Annotated in this window: 10 protein-coding genes; 5 read left to right on the forward strand and 5 right to left on the reverse strand. The window is 73.3% G+C overall.

What is annotated here, in order from left to right:
* Nucleotides 1-3,144 (forward strand): ATP-binding protein, encoded by a 3,144-nt coding sequence (locus tag QOZ89_RS37935; protein WP_312628826.1) that lies wholly within the window; start codon nucleotides 1-3, stop codon nucleotides 3,142-3,144.
* Nucleotides 3,145-3,341: 197 nt separating this feature from the next.
* Complete coding sequence (locus QOZ89_RS37940; protein ID WP_071050275.1) at nucleotides 3,342-4,721, forward strand: amidohydrolase family protein; 1,380 nt, start codon at nucleotides 3,342-3,344, stop codon at nucleotides 4,719-4,721.
* Nucleotides 4,722-4,763: 42 nt separating this feature from the next.
* Here the strand turns inward: QOZ89_RS37940 and QOZ89_RS37945 are convergent, their stop codons facing one another.
* The 4 genes from QOZ89_RS37945 to QOZ89_RS37960 are packed head-to-tail and all read right to left on the reverse strand — an operon-like array spanning nucleotide 4,764 to nucleotide 8,546.
* Nucleotides 4,764-6,101 (reverse strand): ABC transporter permease, encoded by a 1,338-nt coding sequence (locus tag QOZ89_RS37945; RefSeq protein WP_312628828.1) that lies wholly within the window; start codon nucleotides 6,099-6,101, stop codon nucleotides 4,764-4,766.
* A complete protein-coding gene (locus QOZ89_RS37950) occupies nucleotides 6,098-6,808 on the reverse strand; it encodes an ABC transporter ATP-binding protein (RefSeq protein ID WP_083419010.1) in 711 nt (236 codons plus the stop codon). The genes QOZ89_RS37945 and QOZ89_RS37950 overlap by 4 nt, the downstream gene beginning before the upstream one ends.
* Nucleotides 6,805-8,055 (reverse strand): peptidoglycan-binding domain-containing protein, encoded by a 1,251-nt coding sequence (locus QOZ89_RS37955; protein ID WP_312628879.1) that lies wholly within the window; start codon nucleotides 8,053-8,055, stop codon nucleotides 6,805-6,807. The genes QOZ89_RS37950 and QOZ89_RS37955 overlap by 4 nt, the downstream gene beginning before the upstream one ends.
* Before the next feature lie 2 nt (nucleotides 8,056-8,057).
* Complete coding sequence (locus QOZ89_RS37960) at nucleotides 8,058-8,546, reverse strand: hypothetical protein (protein ID WP_312628830.1); 489 nt, start codon at nucleotides 8,544-8,546, stop codon at nucleotides 8,058-8,060.
* Nucleotides 8,547-8,726: 180 nt separating this feature from the next.
* Here QOZ89_RS37960 and QOZ89_RS37965 point away from each other — a divergent pair, with 180 nt between their 5' ends.
* Both QOZ89_RS37965 and QOZ89_RS37970 read left to right on the forward strand, forming a co-directional pair.
* Nucleotides 8,727-9,374, forward strand: a complete 648-nt coding sequence (locus QOZ89_RS37965; RefSeq protein ID WP_312628832.1) for a response regulator transcription factor — start codon at nucleotides 8,727-8,729, stop codon at nucleotides 9,372-9,374.
* Nucleotides 9,371-10,588, forward strand: a complete 1,218-nt coding sequence (locus QOZ89_RS37970) for a sensor histidine kinase (RefSeq protein ID WP_312628834.1) — start codon at nucleotides 9,371-9,373, stop codon at nucleotides 10,586-10,588. The genes QOZ89_RS37965 and QOZ89_RS37970 overlap by 4 nt, the downstream gene beginning before the upstream one ends.
* A gap of 249 nt (nucleotides 10,589-10,837) precedes the next feature.
* On the opposite strand, the gene QOZ89_RS37975 is transcribed toward QOZ89_RS37970, so the two are convergent.
* A complete protein-coding gene (locus QOZ89_RS37975; protein WP_312628836.1) occupies nucleotides 10,838-11,932 on the reverse strand; it encodes an aldo/keto reductase in 1,095 nt (364 codons plus the stop codon).
* A gap of 147 nt (nucleotides 11,933-12,079) precedes the next feature.
* Here QOZ89_RS37975 and QOZ89_RS37980 point away from each other — a divergent pair, with 147 nt between their 5' ends.
* Nucleotides 12,080-12,985 (forward strand): AraC family transcriptional regulator, encoded by a 906-nt coding sequence (locus QOZ89_RS37980; RefSeq protein WP_198543340.1) that lies wholly within the window; start codon nucleotides 12,080-12,082, stop codon nucleotides 12,983-12,985.
* Nucleotides 12,986-13,071 lie beyond the last annotated feature (86 nt).

Consider the following 13,071-nt stretch of genomic DNA (forward strand, 5'->3'; position numbering starts at 1 on the left):
ATGACGACGACCAGGCCGTTCGCATCGCGCGCCGGGTTCGTCGGCCGCGAGCGTGAGCTCGCGTCGCTCGCGGACCGGCTGCGGGCCGCGGCCGGCGGCGCTGGGCAGGTGGTCCTGCTCGCTGGCGAGCCCGGCGCGGGCAAGAGCCGGCTGGCCGAGGAGATCCGCGACCAGGCCAGTGCGCTGGGCCTGCGCACCTGCTGGGCCCGGTCGCCCGAGGAGGACGGCAGCCCGCCGTACTGGCCGTTCCGCCAGCTGATCCGCGCGCTTTCCCGCTCAGATCCGTGGTGGCGCGCGCAGCCGCTCGCACAGCCCGCGGCCCCGTCGCCAGCACGGACCTCCCTCGGCGTCGCGCGCGCGGACCTGGCTCTCATCGTCCCGGAACTCGACCACCTCGAGGCACCGAGCCCGGGCGGCCCGACCCAGCCGCACGCCACCGCGGCCGCCGCGCCGACCGCCGGCAGCGCGGATGCCGGCGGTACCGGCACAGGCGACGCGGGCACAGGCGACGAACAGCGTCTGCGCGCCTTCGAGGCGGTGGCCGAGTTCCTCGCCGCCGCCGCCGATCCGAGCGGGATGTTGGTGGTGTTCGACGACCTGCAGTGGGCCGATCCGGCGTCGCTGCGGCTGTTGACGTACCTGGCTCAGGACGTCGCCCTGTCCCGGCTGATGGTGTTGGCGACCTACCGGGACACCGAGGTGGGTGGGGGGACGCCGCTGCGGCGGACGCTGGCGGCCCTCGCCCGCGAGCCGTCGGTCACCCGGCTGCGGCTGGTCGGCCTGACCGAGTCCGAGGTCGGCCGGCTGCTGTCCGGCGTCGCCGGCTGGGAAGCGCCCGCATCGGTGGCCGCCGCGGTCAGCCGGCGGACTCAGGGCAACCCCTTCTTCGTGACCGAGATCGGCCGAGTGCTGGCGGCCGAGCCGCCCGGAGAGGCCCGTGCGGCCGTCGGCGCGGGCGCGGGTGGGGGGGCGCGCGACGGCTCGTGGGACGGCCCGCTGCCCGACGGTGTGCGCGACGCCATCCGGGGGCGGCTCGCCCGGCTGCCGGCCTCGTGCCAGCGGGTGGTCGCGGCGGCCGCGGTCCTCGGTACCGAGGTCGAGCCGGCCTCACTCGCCGTGGCGACCGGATGGGCGCTCGAACGGGTGCTGGCCGCGCTGGACGAGGCGGAAGCCGCCGGGATCGTGACCGGCACGACGCTCGGGCCGGAGCAACGGGCACGTCTCGGCGATGGCGCCGTCGGTCCAGGCACGTGGCGGTTCGGCCATGACCTCATCCGCGAGGCCGCCCGCCTCGAGATGCCCACGGCCGACCGGCTCGCCCTGCACGGGCGGATGGCCGAGTACCTCGCGGGCCGTGTCGACGCGGCCGAGCGGGTCAGCGAGGTCGCCGTCCACTGGCTCGAGTCGCTGCCCGCAGGGGATCCCGCGCAGGCCGTCTCCTGGGCGCGGCGGGCCGCCGAGCGGGCCGAGAGGCAGCTGGCCTGGGAGGAGACTGCTTCCTTCTACGGCCGTGCCCTGGCGGTCGCCGCCGACGCCGCCCTGGGCGAGCGGGATCGGTGCCATCTCCTGCTGGCCAGCGCGCGCGCCCAGATGCGGTCGGCCGACATGGCGGGTGCTCGGCGGTCGTTGCTGGCGGCCGCCGAGATCGCGCGTCGCGCGGGGGACGCGCGAACCATCGCCGAGGCCGTGCTCACCCTGGAAGGCGTCGGCGACTTCATCTGGTGGGAGGCGACGGGACGGGCGCTCTACCAGGAGGCACTCACCGCCATCCCCGAACAGGACAGCCCACTGCGGGCGCGGCTGCTCGCCCAGTTCGCCGTGAACGACGCCGGCGGCTCCTTCGCGGCGACCGAGCGGATGTCGGTCGCCGCGCTGGCGATGGCCGAGCGCGTCGGCGACCGGCGCGCCGTCCTCGACGCGTTGCGGGCCCGCCAGATCGCGCTCAGCGGCCCGGGCGGCACGGAGCAGCGGCTCGCCCTCGGTGATCGGATGCTCGCCATCGGGGTGGCCGACCGCGACGACGAGGCGGTGCTGTGGGGACGGCTGTGGCGCTTCGACGCGTTCGCGCAGCTCGGAGAGATCGACCGGGCCGAGGCGGAGGTCGACCTCGTCGCGGCGGCGGCCGAACGGACGGGCTCGTCGCTCGCCCGCTGGCACCTGCTGCGCTGCCAGGCGGCGATCGCGCTGGCCCGCGGCCGCTTCGACGACGCCCAGGCCCTCGGCGAGCAGTCGTTCGGGCTCGCCCGGCGGGCCGGCCACGACAGCGCGGTCCTGCCGACCCTCGGCTTCCTGCTGGTCGTGCGCGCCCAGACCGGCCAGGCCGACCGTCAACTGGACGAGCTGCTCGGCTGGAGCCCGGCGGCGATGCCGGGGCTCAGACCGATCCGCGCGTTGCTGTTGCTCATGCAGGGCGAGCGCGAGCAGGCCCGCCAGATCTATCGGACGATGGCGCCTCCCACGTCACTGCCCGGCTTCATGCTGCTGCCGGCGCTGGCCGGCACGGCCGAGCTCGCCGCCGAGTTCGACGACCGGGAGACGGCGGGCGAGATGTACCGCCTGCTGTCCCCGTTCGCCGACCGGTTCGTCTGCGGCGGCGCGGGCATCGTCGCCGTCCTCGGCTCAGCGCGGCTGCCCCTCGGCCTGGCCGCGGCGTGCCTCGGCCGGCTGGACGACGCCGTGCGCCACCTCCGCGCCGCGGTGGAGATCCACGAGCGTGCGGGCGTGCCACCGCAGGTCGCCACGGCCCGCTACCAGCTCGCGCGTGTGCTGGGCCGGCGGCGCCGCCCGGGTGACCGGGACGAGGGCGCAGCGCTGGCCCGGTCCGCCGAGGCCCTCGCCGCCAGGCTGGGCATGCGACCGCTGCGGCGCTGGTGCCAGGAGCTGGTGGAATCCCTTGCCCAGGGCGGGTCCGGGCGCGGGAAGGGACTCGCCGCCGGGAGCCCGCTGACCCCGCGGGAACGCGAGATCGCGGTCCTCGTCTCGCAGGGGCTGACCAGCCGGCAGATCGCGGCCGCCACGCACATCAGCGAACGGACCGCGGAGAACCACGTCCAGCACATCCTCGGCAAGCTCGGGTTCACCAGCCGTTCCCAGATCGCCGCCTGGGTGGCGGGACAGGGCCACCCGCGCCCTCCAGTGGCCTGAACACGCCGACGCCCACATGCGCGCGTCCCCGACGACCACATCCGCCCGCGGACGTCGGCGCCGACGTCCGCGGCGACGGCGGCGGTCACGACGGAGGTCGTACGGAAGGGCGGCGGGGCAGCTCGCCGGATCTGAGTACCCGGGATGAGTACTTTCCGCGACGCGGCCGGTCAGGGCTCGACCGCATGCTGCGGCGCATGACCTCAGCCACCCCTGCCGTCACGGCGGCGCGAGCGCGCCCTCGACGGGTCGTCCTGCGGGCCGCCCGGCTGTTCGACGGCGTCAGCCTGACGCTGGTCGCGAACCCGACCGTCGTCCTCGACGGCTCCACCATCGTCGCCGTCGACACGAACGCACCGATCGGTGCGGCCCTACCGGGTGGGCTCGAAGACGAGGAGGCCGCCCGGGCCGACGGCGTGACGGTCATCGACCTCGGTAACGCGACGCTGCTGCCCGGCCTGGTCGACCCCCACGTCCATCTCGCGTTCGACGCGAGTGACGACCCCGTCGGCAACCTGGCCCGCCGCGACGACGACGCCGCGATGGCCGCGATGGCGGCCGCCGCCCGGCACGCCGCGCGCGGCGGCGTGACCACCGTGCGCGACCTCGGCGACCGCGGTTACCTCAGCCTCACGCTGCGGACGGCCGCCACGGCCGGCCGGGCTGGCCCGGCCGGCCCGGCGCCAGGGGCCGGATCCGGCGCCGGACCCGAGTCTGGATCCGGCGCCACACTCCCGACGATCGTCGCGGCGGGGCCGCCCCTCACCACGCCGGACGGGCACTGCCACTACCTCGGTGGCGCGGTGCGGGGCGTCGAGGCCGTCAGGGCGGCCGTGCGGGCGCGCGCCGAGCGCGGGGTCGACCTCGTCAAGATCATGGCGAGCGGCGGGAACCTCACGCCGGGCACGCGCCCGGACCTGCCCCAGTTCGGGCCCGACGAGCTGCGCGCCGCCGTCGAGGAGGCCCACCGGCACAGCCTGCCAGTCACCGCCCATGCCCATGGCACGGCGGCGATCGCGGCCGCGGTCGCCGCCGGCGTCGACGGGCTCGAACACGTCTCCTTCATGACCCGCGACGGCGTCGACCCGGCCCCGGAGCGGCTGGTGGCGACGATCGCCGACCGCCGGATCGTCCTCGGCCTCACGCTCGGCACCGCCCCGGTTCCCGGCGCCGCCGTACCCGCCCAGATCGCCGCCCGCCTGCCGGCGCTCGTCGCGAATGGCCGCCGCCTGTTCGAGTCCGGGGCGCCGGTCGTGCTGGGGACGGACGCCGGCATCGGCCGCGTCAAGCCGCCCGACGTGCTGCGCTGGGCCGTGGGCCAGTTCACCCGGATCGGCCCGACGCCGGCCGAGGCGCTGCGCGCCGCGACGTCCGAGGCCGCGGCCGTCTGCGGCCTCGCCCACCGCAAGGGCCGGCTCGCCCCCGGCTACGACGCCGACATCCTCGCCGTCGACGGCGACCCGCTCACCGATCCCGACGCGCTGCACCGCATCCGCGCGGTCTTCGTCCGCGGCCACCGCCTGGCCGACGTCGCCGGCGAGCCGGCCAACGCCGCGGCGGCGCACGCCGGCCCCTGAACCGCCCCCCGCTCACCCGCCCAAGATGATCGCCAGCGCCGGTCAGGGCGCGGTGAGGGCTTCGGTGGGCTGGAGGTGAGAGGCGCGGGTCGCGGGGTACAGCCCGGCGACGGCGCCGATGGCGAGGGTAGCTCCAAGGGCCAGAAGCATCGTCCAGGGCGGGACGACGGTGGGCCAGCCCTGCAGCGTGGCGTAGCCGGTGGTGACGCCGACGCCGAGGACGAGTCCCGCGATCCCCCCGAGTGTGGACAGCAGCAGCGCCTCGGTCAGGAACTGGTTGCGGATGTCGCCGCGGGTGGCCCCGAGCGCGCGGCGAAGCCCCACCTCGCCGCGCCGTTCGAGAACGGAGATGACCATCGTGTTCGCGACGCCGATGCCGCCGACGAGGAGCGCGACCGACCCGAGGCCGAGCAGGAGCGCGCCCAGGGTGGAGTCGGCGGCGTGCTGCGCGGCGAGTGCGTCGGAGGGGCGTGAGACGTCGACCTCGTTGGGGGCCGACGGGTTGGCGGTGCGTGCGAGCAGCATCTGGGTGTCCTCGACGTGGTCGGGGTTCGCGCGGGTGTAGACGGTCGTCGGGAAGGTGTCGAAGCCGAGCAGGTCGGCGGCGGCGGGCCAGCCGACGAGGGCGGCGCGGTCGAGCTCGGGCGCGAGGCCGACGGGGGCGAGGATGCCGACGACGGTGAACCACTGCCCACCGAGGTAGACCTGCTGCGCCGGTCCGGTCGAGTCGACGCCCAGATGGGCGGCCGCCGCCGATCCGAGCACCACGGCGGGATAGTTCTGGGTTGCCTCGTTGAGGTAGGTACCGGTGCGGATGTCGGCGCCGACGGTGCCGGGGAGGTCGAGTCTGGTCGCCAGCACGGCGATGCTGCCGGATTCCGCGGCCGGGATGTGGTCGTTGCGGTAGACCCTCGCGTCCGGGACCAGTCCGATGGCGCTGACCGACTTGACGTCGCCGATGGCGTCGATCATCGTGACGGCCTCGGCCGGCAGGTGTGCCTGCTCGCCGAAGAGATTCTGGCCGGGGCCGACGGTGAGCAGATTGGTGCCGAGCGCGGCGATCTGGCGGTGGAAGTCCTCCCGGCTGGAGGAGGAGACGCCCATGACCGAGATCATGGCCGCGATGCCGATCGCGATGCCGAGGGCGGACAGCGCCACGCGGGTCGGTCGCGAGCGCAGGCCGGCGGCGGCGACCCGGACGAGGTCACGTGTCGTGAGATGGGTCGGGCCGGGCGCGAGGCCGGCGTCGGTCGCGGATCCGGTCGCGCGCCTCGGTGCGGAGCCGGTCCGCGGCGAGGCGCCCTCTGACGGCAAGGCGCCCGTCGTCGGCAAGGCGCTGGCTGTCGGTGACGGGTCGGTCGCGGGTCGGGCGGCGGTCATGCGGGAGCTCCCTGAGACGTCCGAACGTCGGCGCTGTCGCCGACCTTGCGGCCGTCTCGCATCTCGATGCGTCTCGGCAGGGCGGCGGCGATGTCACGGTCATGCGTAATGATCACGACGGTGGTACCGGTGGAGCGGAGTTGCCGTAGCAGGGCCATCACCTCGGCCCCGGCCGAGGAGTCGAGGTTGCCGGTGGGTTCGTCGGCCAGCAGCAGCGAGGGCTCGCCGACGACGGCGCGAGCGATCGCGACGCGCTGGCGTTCGCCGCCGGACAGCTCGTGCGGCCGGTGGTGGACTCGGTGATCGAGGCCGACTCGGGCAAGGGCGGCGCGGGCGCGTTCGAGCCGTTCCTGGCGGCGAACGCCGGCGTACAGCAGCCCGTCGGCCACGTTCTCCAACGCCGCTACGCCGGGGGCCAGATGGAACTGCTGGAAGATGAACCCGATGCGGTATGCGCGCAGCGCCGACCGTTGGTTGTCGCTCAGCGCGTGGACCGGATGGCCCTCGACGGTCACCGTTCCCGTGGTCGGCCCGTCGAGGGTGCCGAGCAGGTTGAGCATCGTCGACTTGCCCGACCCGGACGGCCCGACGATGCCGACGAGCTCGCCGCGGTCGATCCGCAGGCTGACGTCCACCAGGGCGCTGACCGTGCCAAAGCACCTGGATGCCCGGTCGAGGACGACGATGGCGGTCGCGGCGGCGCTCACTGGGCGACTCGCACGGTGGCGCCCTCGGCGATGTCCGCACCGCTGATCTCGACCTTGCCGTTCGCGAACATGCCGGTGGTGACGGGTACGAACGTCGACCGCCCGTCCCGGACCGTCTGGACCGCGTATCCGCCGTCCGGGTTCGCCATCAGCGCGGTGATCGGAACCGTCAGCACGTTCATCCGCTGACCCGTGACGATCGTCAGCGTGACCGGCGACGAGTCGAACCCGCCGGCGAGCGCGGAGGGATCGTCGAAGGAGACGATCACGGTGACGAAGGTCTTCTTCTGCTCCTCGATGGTCTGGGCGACGGTGCCGACGCTGCTGACCGTGCCGGCGAGACGTTGACCGGTGGGAAGGGTTACGGTCGCCGGGTCGCCGGTGTGGACGAGATGCTGCAGGGACACGTCCAGTGGGATCGACGCGACCTGCCTGGTGCCGCTGTACGTGATGACCTGCTGGTTGGGTTGCAGGCCCAGATGGCTCCCGACCGGGATGGCCTGCAGCGCGACCCGGATGTCACCTTCGTGGACGAAGATCTCGTCGGGCGGGACGGTCCCCGTGACGGGTAGGCCGCTCTTCGCCTGCCACGCCCGCACGGCCGACCCGGTGGCGGCGTCAAAGGTGTCGTCAACGGTGAGGCCGGTGTAGCCGAGGTCGTCGAGGCTGGCTTCGAGTTCCTTCACGTCGGGCCCGACCGTGCCGGCGGCGAGTGTCCGAAACGGCGTCGCGGTGCCGTGCAGGAGAATGACCGGCCTGCCGTCGACCGCGTAGACGGGCTGGCCGATCTTGACCGTCGCCCCCGGCGCGGCGATCCAGGTGACGACGCCGGACTGCTGCTGGGCGACGAGGCCGACCGGCTCTCCGTAGGAGATGAGGCCGCCGACCTGCTGTGTCTGGGTGAGGGTGCCCCGTTCGACCTTCGTGGTCGCCACGGCGACCGGACCGGCCGGAGGCGTCGCCGGGCCGCCGCCGAATCCCACCGCGGCGACGATGAGCAACGCGACGATTCCCGCCCCCACGGCGATGAGGAGGTGCCGGCCGGACAGGTGCCGTGACGCGGTCACCAGCCGGGCGACCAGCGCCCGCGCTCCGGTCCTGCCCGGCACCCGCCGGCCACCCGCCGCCTGCTCGGCCACCGTCTGCTCGGCTGCTGTCCGCTCGGCCACCGCCGGCGGGGCTGCCATCGGCGGGGCGGTCGTGGGCGGCTCTCCCGCCCGGGTCTCGTTCGTCCCGGTCCCGGCCATGGTCACGCACCGGCCTTGTCGAGGATGCCCTGGCAGTGCTGGGACGCCTGCTGGAACGCCGGGTCGTCACGGTCCACGGTGGAACCGGCGAACAGGCCGCCGGACGAGCCGGGCTGCGGGTCGGGGAAGTCTGGCAGGCCGTTGTCGCGCATGCACTGCGCGAAGGCCACATAGACGTCGAGATCCGCCGCGCCCGGCTCCCCCCGGCCCGCGGGAAGAAGATCCTGGCAGGCGGACGACGCCTGCTTGACGGCCGGGTCGGCCGGGTCGACACCCTCCCCGAGCTGCGGAACCCCGGTGGACGGGTCCGGGTCAGCCATGTCGACACCGTGGTCGCGCATACACTCGGCGTAGGTCTGCGCTGCCGGCGTCGCCGAGCCGCCACCATCAGGTGCCGCACTCGCGCCGCCCCCGGAGCCGCACCCGGCCAGCACCACGGCGGCCAGGCTCAGCCCGGCGGTCGTGGCCGCCCATCGTCGTGTAGTTCGCATCGTCCGCTTCCTCCATCAGCCGGTCGGGCGGTGCCCGAGTACATGGCCAGTGGACGGCGCCGCGGATAACCAGCCCGTAACGACCGGCGGCACGGGTTATCCCCTGGTTATGCCGGCGGCGCCACGCTGCATAGGTCAGCGCCGGCCAGGAGAGGGGTAGGCAGCGCCGTGGTTCGGGTGATGATCGTGGAAGACGAGCCGCAGCTCGCCGACGCGCTGCGCGAGGCGTTGAGGCGGGAGTCGTTCGCGGTCGACGTGGCCTACGACGGCGGCGAGGCCCTGGAGAAGTGCGCCACCCACGACTACGACGTCGTGGTCCTGGACCGCGACCTGCCGGTCGTGCACGGCGACGACGTGTGCCGCGCGATCGTGGCCGCCCGGCGCCCGACACGGGTTCTGATGCTCACTGCCGCCTCGGCGATCCGCGCCCGGGTCGAAGGGCTCGCGATCGGCGCGGACGACTACCTCGTCAAGCCCTTCGCGCTGGCCGAGCTGTCCGCCCGGGTGCACGCCCTCGCCCGCCGCACCCTGCCGGCCGCCGCACCGGTTCTCGAACGCTCCGGCCTGCGCGTGGACCAGACCAGCCGGGCCGTCACCCGCGACGGCCAGCCCATCACCCTCACGAACAAGGAGTACGCGCTCCTTGTCGAACTCCTCCGCGCCGACGGCGGCGTCCTGTCCGCCGAACACCTCCTGGAAAAGGTCTGGGACGAGAACATCGACCCCTTCACCAACACCGTCCGCGTGACGGTGATGAAGCTGCGCCGCAAACTCGGCACACCCCAGCTGATCGAAACGCTCCCGGCGGCGGGATACCGCATCCCATGAGCCGCCTGAGCCTGCGCGCCCGCCTCACGGTGCTGTACGGAGTGCTGTCCCTCCTTGCCGGGGCGGTCATTCTGACGCTGCTCTATCTGGTCGTCCAGGCCCGGCTCGACGCCCAGCTCGCCAGCGACTCCGACTCCCGCATCGCCGCCCTCCGGCAGAAGGCCGGCCAGTCAGGCGACGCCACGATCACCACGCCCGACGGACACCGGATCAGCCTCGACGCGCTCGTCGAGCAGATCAGGGACAACGAGGAGAAGATCAGGAACGCCGCACTGGACACACTGCTCGTGCCGGGCAGCGGCATCGTCCTCGTCATCAGCCTGGCCACCGCGGGCACCGGCTGGATCGTCGCGGGACGCGGTCTACGGCCACTCCATGCCATCACCACCACCGCCGAACAGATCGCCCGGTCGACCGGCCCCCACCGCGATCTGGGCCGGCGCATCGCGCTGACCGGACACAGCGACGACGTCAAACGGCTCGCCGACGCCTTCGACGCCATGCTCGAAACCCTCGACCGGGCCTTCGACGGCCAGCGCCGCTTCGTCGCGAGCGCCTCGCATGAGCTTCGCACCCCGCTCGCGCTGGAACGAGCCGTGATCGAGCTCGAGGCCACCAGGCCAGACGCTCACCCCGACACCATTCACCTCGCTGACCGCCTGCTGGCCGTCAACGCCAGGAACGCCGAGCTCGTCGACCGGCTCCTGACTCTCGCCGACGGCGCCAACGAACTCACCGAGCCCGTACCCGTCGACCTCGCCGACCTCGCGGCCGACATCCTGGCCAACACCGGCACGGACAGCCCGAGCAGCCCCCGGATCGACGCCAATCTAACGGCGGCCCCGGTACTCGGAGACCCCATCCTGCTCCACCAGCTCGTCCGCAACCTCGTCGAGAACGCCATCGACCACAACGTGCCGGACGGCTGGGTCACCATCACCACTGGCACTACCGGTATCACCGGCGCCTGGGCTCACCTCACCATTGCCAACAGCGGCCCGCGGCTCCTCCCCCACGACATCGACGGGCTGTTCGAACCCTTCCGGCGCGGCCGGCCCAACCAGACACGCGGCACCGGCAGCCGCGGGTTCGGCCTCGGCCTCGCGATCGTCAAGGCCATTTCCGACAGCCACCACGCGCGCATCACCGCCCTTCCCGGCAAAGACGGCGGACTAGACCTGCGGATCACATTCCCAACCGAATTTGACGCCTGAGCGCGTTTCCATGAGCTGCCGAAGACGGGTCCGGCAGGCTGGGCGGCCAGGTGCCGGCGTGCGGCAGTGGGCCGGGGACCCCCCAGAACCACATGCCCTCACCCATGTCCTCGCCACCGGCGGCGCCGACGTCGGGCGTGACCGACCGGCCACCCCCGGGGACTGATGTCGATGCCTCGGCCCTCTGGGAGATGGGCGGTCCGTTGTCTGGGGAGCAAGGCGTTCGTTGTCATGGGTGGTGGTGCCTGGTCAGTAGCGGGCGGCGCTGGCGGCGAGAAGCGGTGAGAGCGGTGTCGGTACGCCGTCGACGGTCGTGCCGCCGTTGCGGGCCAGCCGGGAGAGGGCCGCGTTGTTGTCGGCTGGGAAGTTCAGCCGTGGCCGGGAGACCTCGTCGAGCCGGGCGCGGTGCTGGTCGCCCATGGTGAGGTCGAGCGCGGCGAGGTTGGTCTCCAGCTGGTCGACGCGGCGGGCGCCGATGAGGGTCGAGGTGATGCCGGGGCGGCCTTGCGCCCATGACAGCGCGACGGCAGCGGGAGAGACGCGGAGCTCGGCGGCGATCTCGTTGACCGTGTCGATCACCGCGTAGTCCTCGGCACGCGGGGCGCCCACCATCGCCGCGCGTGTCGTGTCGACGCCGGACGCGTCGGCTCCGGTGGTGGCGCTGGAGTACTTCCCGGACAGGAAGCCGCTGCGCAGCGGGCTCCATGGCAGTACGCCCATCCCGAGCGCCTGGGCCATGGGGATCAGCTCTCCTTCGGAGGTCCGCTCCAGCAGCGAGTACTCCAGTTGCAGCGCCACGACCGGCGCCCAGCCGCGGAACCGGGCGACGGTCGCCGCCTCGGCGGTCGCCCACGCGGGCACGTCGGAGAAGCCGACGTAGCGGATCTTCCCCGCGGTCACCAGGTCGTCGAGCGTCCGCAGGGTCTCCTCGACCGGGGTGACCGGGTCGAAGTTGTGCAGCCAGTACAGGTCGACGTAGTCGGTGCGCAGACGGCGCAGCGAGTCCTCGAGCTGGCGCACTGTCGCCTTGCGGCCCGGGCCGCCACCGTTGGGGTCGCCGGAGTGGAGGTTCCAGAAGAATTTGGTACCTAGCACGATCCGGTCACGCAGGCCCGGGCTGGCCGAGAGGTACTCCCCGATGATCGCTTCCGAGTGGCCGTTGGTGTAGATGTTCGCGGTGTCGAGCGAGTTGCCGCCGGCCCCGAGGTAGGCGGCGAGGATGTCCTTGGACTCCGCCGGGCCGGAGCCCCAGCCGTGGTCGTTTCCGAAGGTCATGGTGCCCAGCGTGAACGGGCTGACGCGCAGGCCGGACCGGCCGAGCGTGACATAGGACGTCAGGGACATGGTGCTCCTGAAGAGAGGGTTCGTGGTGATGGATTCAGTCCACCGCCGGGGCGGGCCGGCTCCTAGGACGATCGGCGCGAAGGTCTGCACGATCCGCTCGCGCCGGCCGTCCGATCCGCCCGCGGACGGCGCCGTCGACGTGGTGTAGTGGGGGACGTGGAGGACCGCCTGCCCGAGCTTCGCGAGCGAATCGCCGCGCTGGCGGTGGGTTCGGCCGCGCCGCGCTGGTATGACGACGACCTGAGCGTCTTCGCCACCGCGGCGGCCACGGCGCCGATGGGGACCGTGGGGCGCCCTTCGGTGGCGCTGGTCGCGCAGGGCGTGAAGCGCTCGGCACTGGGCGAGGAGGTCTTCGAGTACCGCGCGGGCCAGTTCCTGGTGGTCACTCTGGATCTCCCGCTGACCTCGCACATCGCGGCGGCCTCACCGGCCGAGCCGTTCCTCGCGTTCAGCATGCCGCTGGAGGCGGGCATGATCGCCCAGCTGCTGCTGGAGACCGAGGCCGCGCCGGGCGCGCGTTACGACGGACCGCCGCTCGCGGTCAGCACCGCCAGTGAGGACCTGCTGGACGCGGTCGTGCGCCTGCTGCGGCTGGTGGGCTCTCCCGCTGACCGCCCGGTTCTGGCCCGCGCGGTGCGCCGTGAGATCCACTGGCGGCTTCTCTCGGGGCCCCAGGGCGGCCTGGTCCGCCAGATCGGGCTCGCGGAGAGCCGCATCGCGCTGGTCGCCCGCGCGATCGCCTGGATCAGGGATCATTACGACGAGACGCTGCACGTCCCGGACCTCGCCGCCGGCGTCGGGCTCAGCGTCTCGACGCTCAACCGCCATTTCCGCGCAGCCACGTCGATGAGCCCGCTGCAATATCAGAAGCAGCTCCGCCTGCAGCGTGCCCGGCTCAGGCTGCTGGCCAGCCCTGGCACCATCGCCGCCGTCGGCCACGAGGTCGGCTACGACAGCGCTTCCCAGTTCAGCCGCGAATACCGTCGCCTGTTCGGGCTCCCGCCCGCCCTCGACGCCCAACGCCTCCAAGGCATGGCGGTCGTTCCCGACTGACAGTCAGCGTTTCCAGCGCTTCCTCGTTTCCAGACCTGCCGCGCACTGCGCATTCGTGCACGTCATGCCCAAGAATGCCGAGTTGC

Source organism: Pseudofrankia coriaricola, assembly GCF_032027725.1.
In the GTDB taxonomy this organism is placed as follows: Bacteria; Actinomycetota; Actinomycetes; order Frankiales; family Frankiaceae; genus Pseudofrankia.

Excerpts from the sequence above, each read along its gene's own strand:
- QOZ89_RS37935 (WP_312628826.1), top strand. The coding sequence starts at position 1 with ATGACGACGACCAGGCCGTTCGCATCGCGCGCCGGGTTCGTCGGCCGC.
- QOZ89_RS37940 (WP_071050275.1), top strand. The coding sequence starts at position 3,342 with ATGACCTCAGCCACCCCTGCCGTCACGGCGGCGCGAGCGCGCCCTCGA.
- QOZ89_RS37945 (WP_312628828.1), bottom strand. The coding sequence starts at position 6,101 with ATGACCGCCGCCCGACCCGCGACCGACCCGTCACCGACAGCCAGCGCC.
- QOZ89_RS37955 (WP_312628879.1), bottom strand. The coding sequence starts at position 8,055 with ATGGCCGGGACCGGGACGAACGAGACCCGGGCGGGAGAGCCGCCCACG.
- QOZ89_RS37960 (WP_312628830.1), bottom strand. The coding sequence starts at position 8,546 with ATGCGAACTACACGACGATGGGCGGCCACGACCGCCGGGCTGAGCCTG.
- QOZ89_RS37965 (WP_312628832.1), top strand. The coding sequence starts at position 8,727 with ATGATCGTGGAAGACGAGCCGCAGCTCGCCGACGCGCTGCGCGAGGCG.
- QOZ89_RS37970 (WP_312628834.1), top strand. The coding sequence starts at position 9,371 with ATGAGCCGCCTGAGCCTGCGCGCCCGCCTCACGGTGCTGTACGGAGTG.
- QOZ89_RS37975 (WP_312628836.1), bottom strand. The coding sequence starts at position 11,932 with ATGTCCCTGACGTCCTATGTCACGCTCGGCCGGTCCGGCCTGCGCGTC.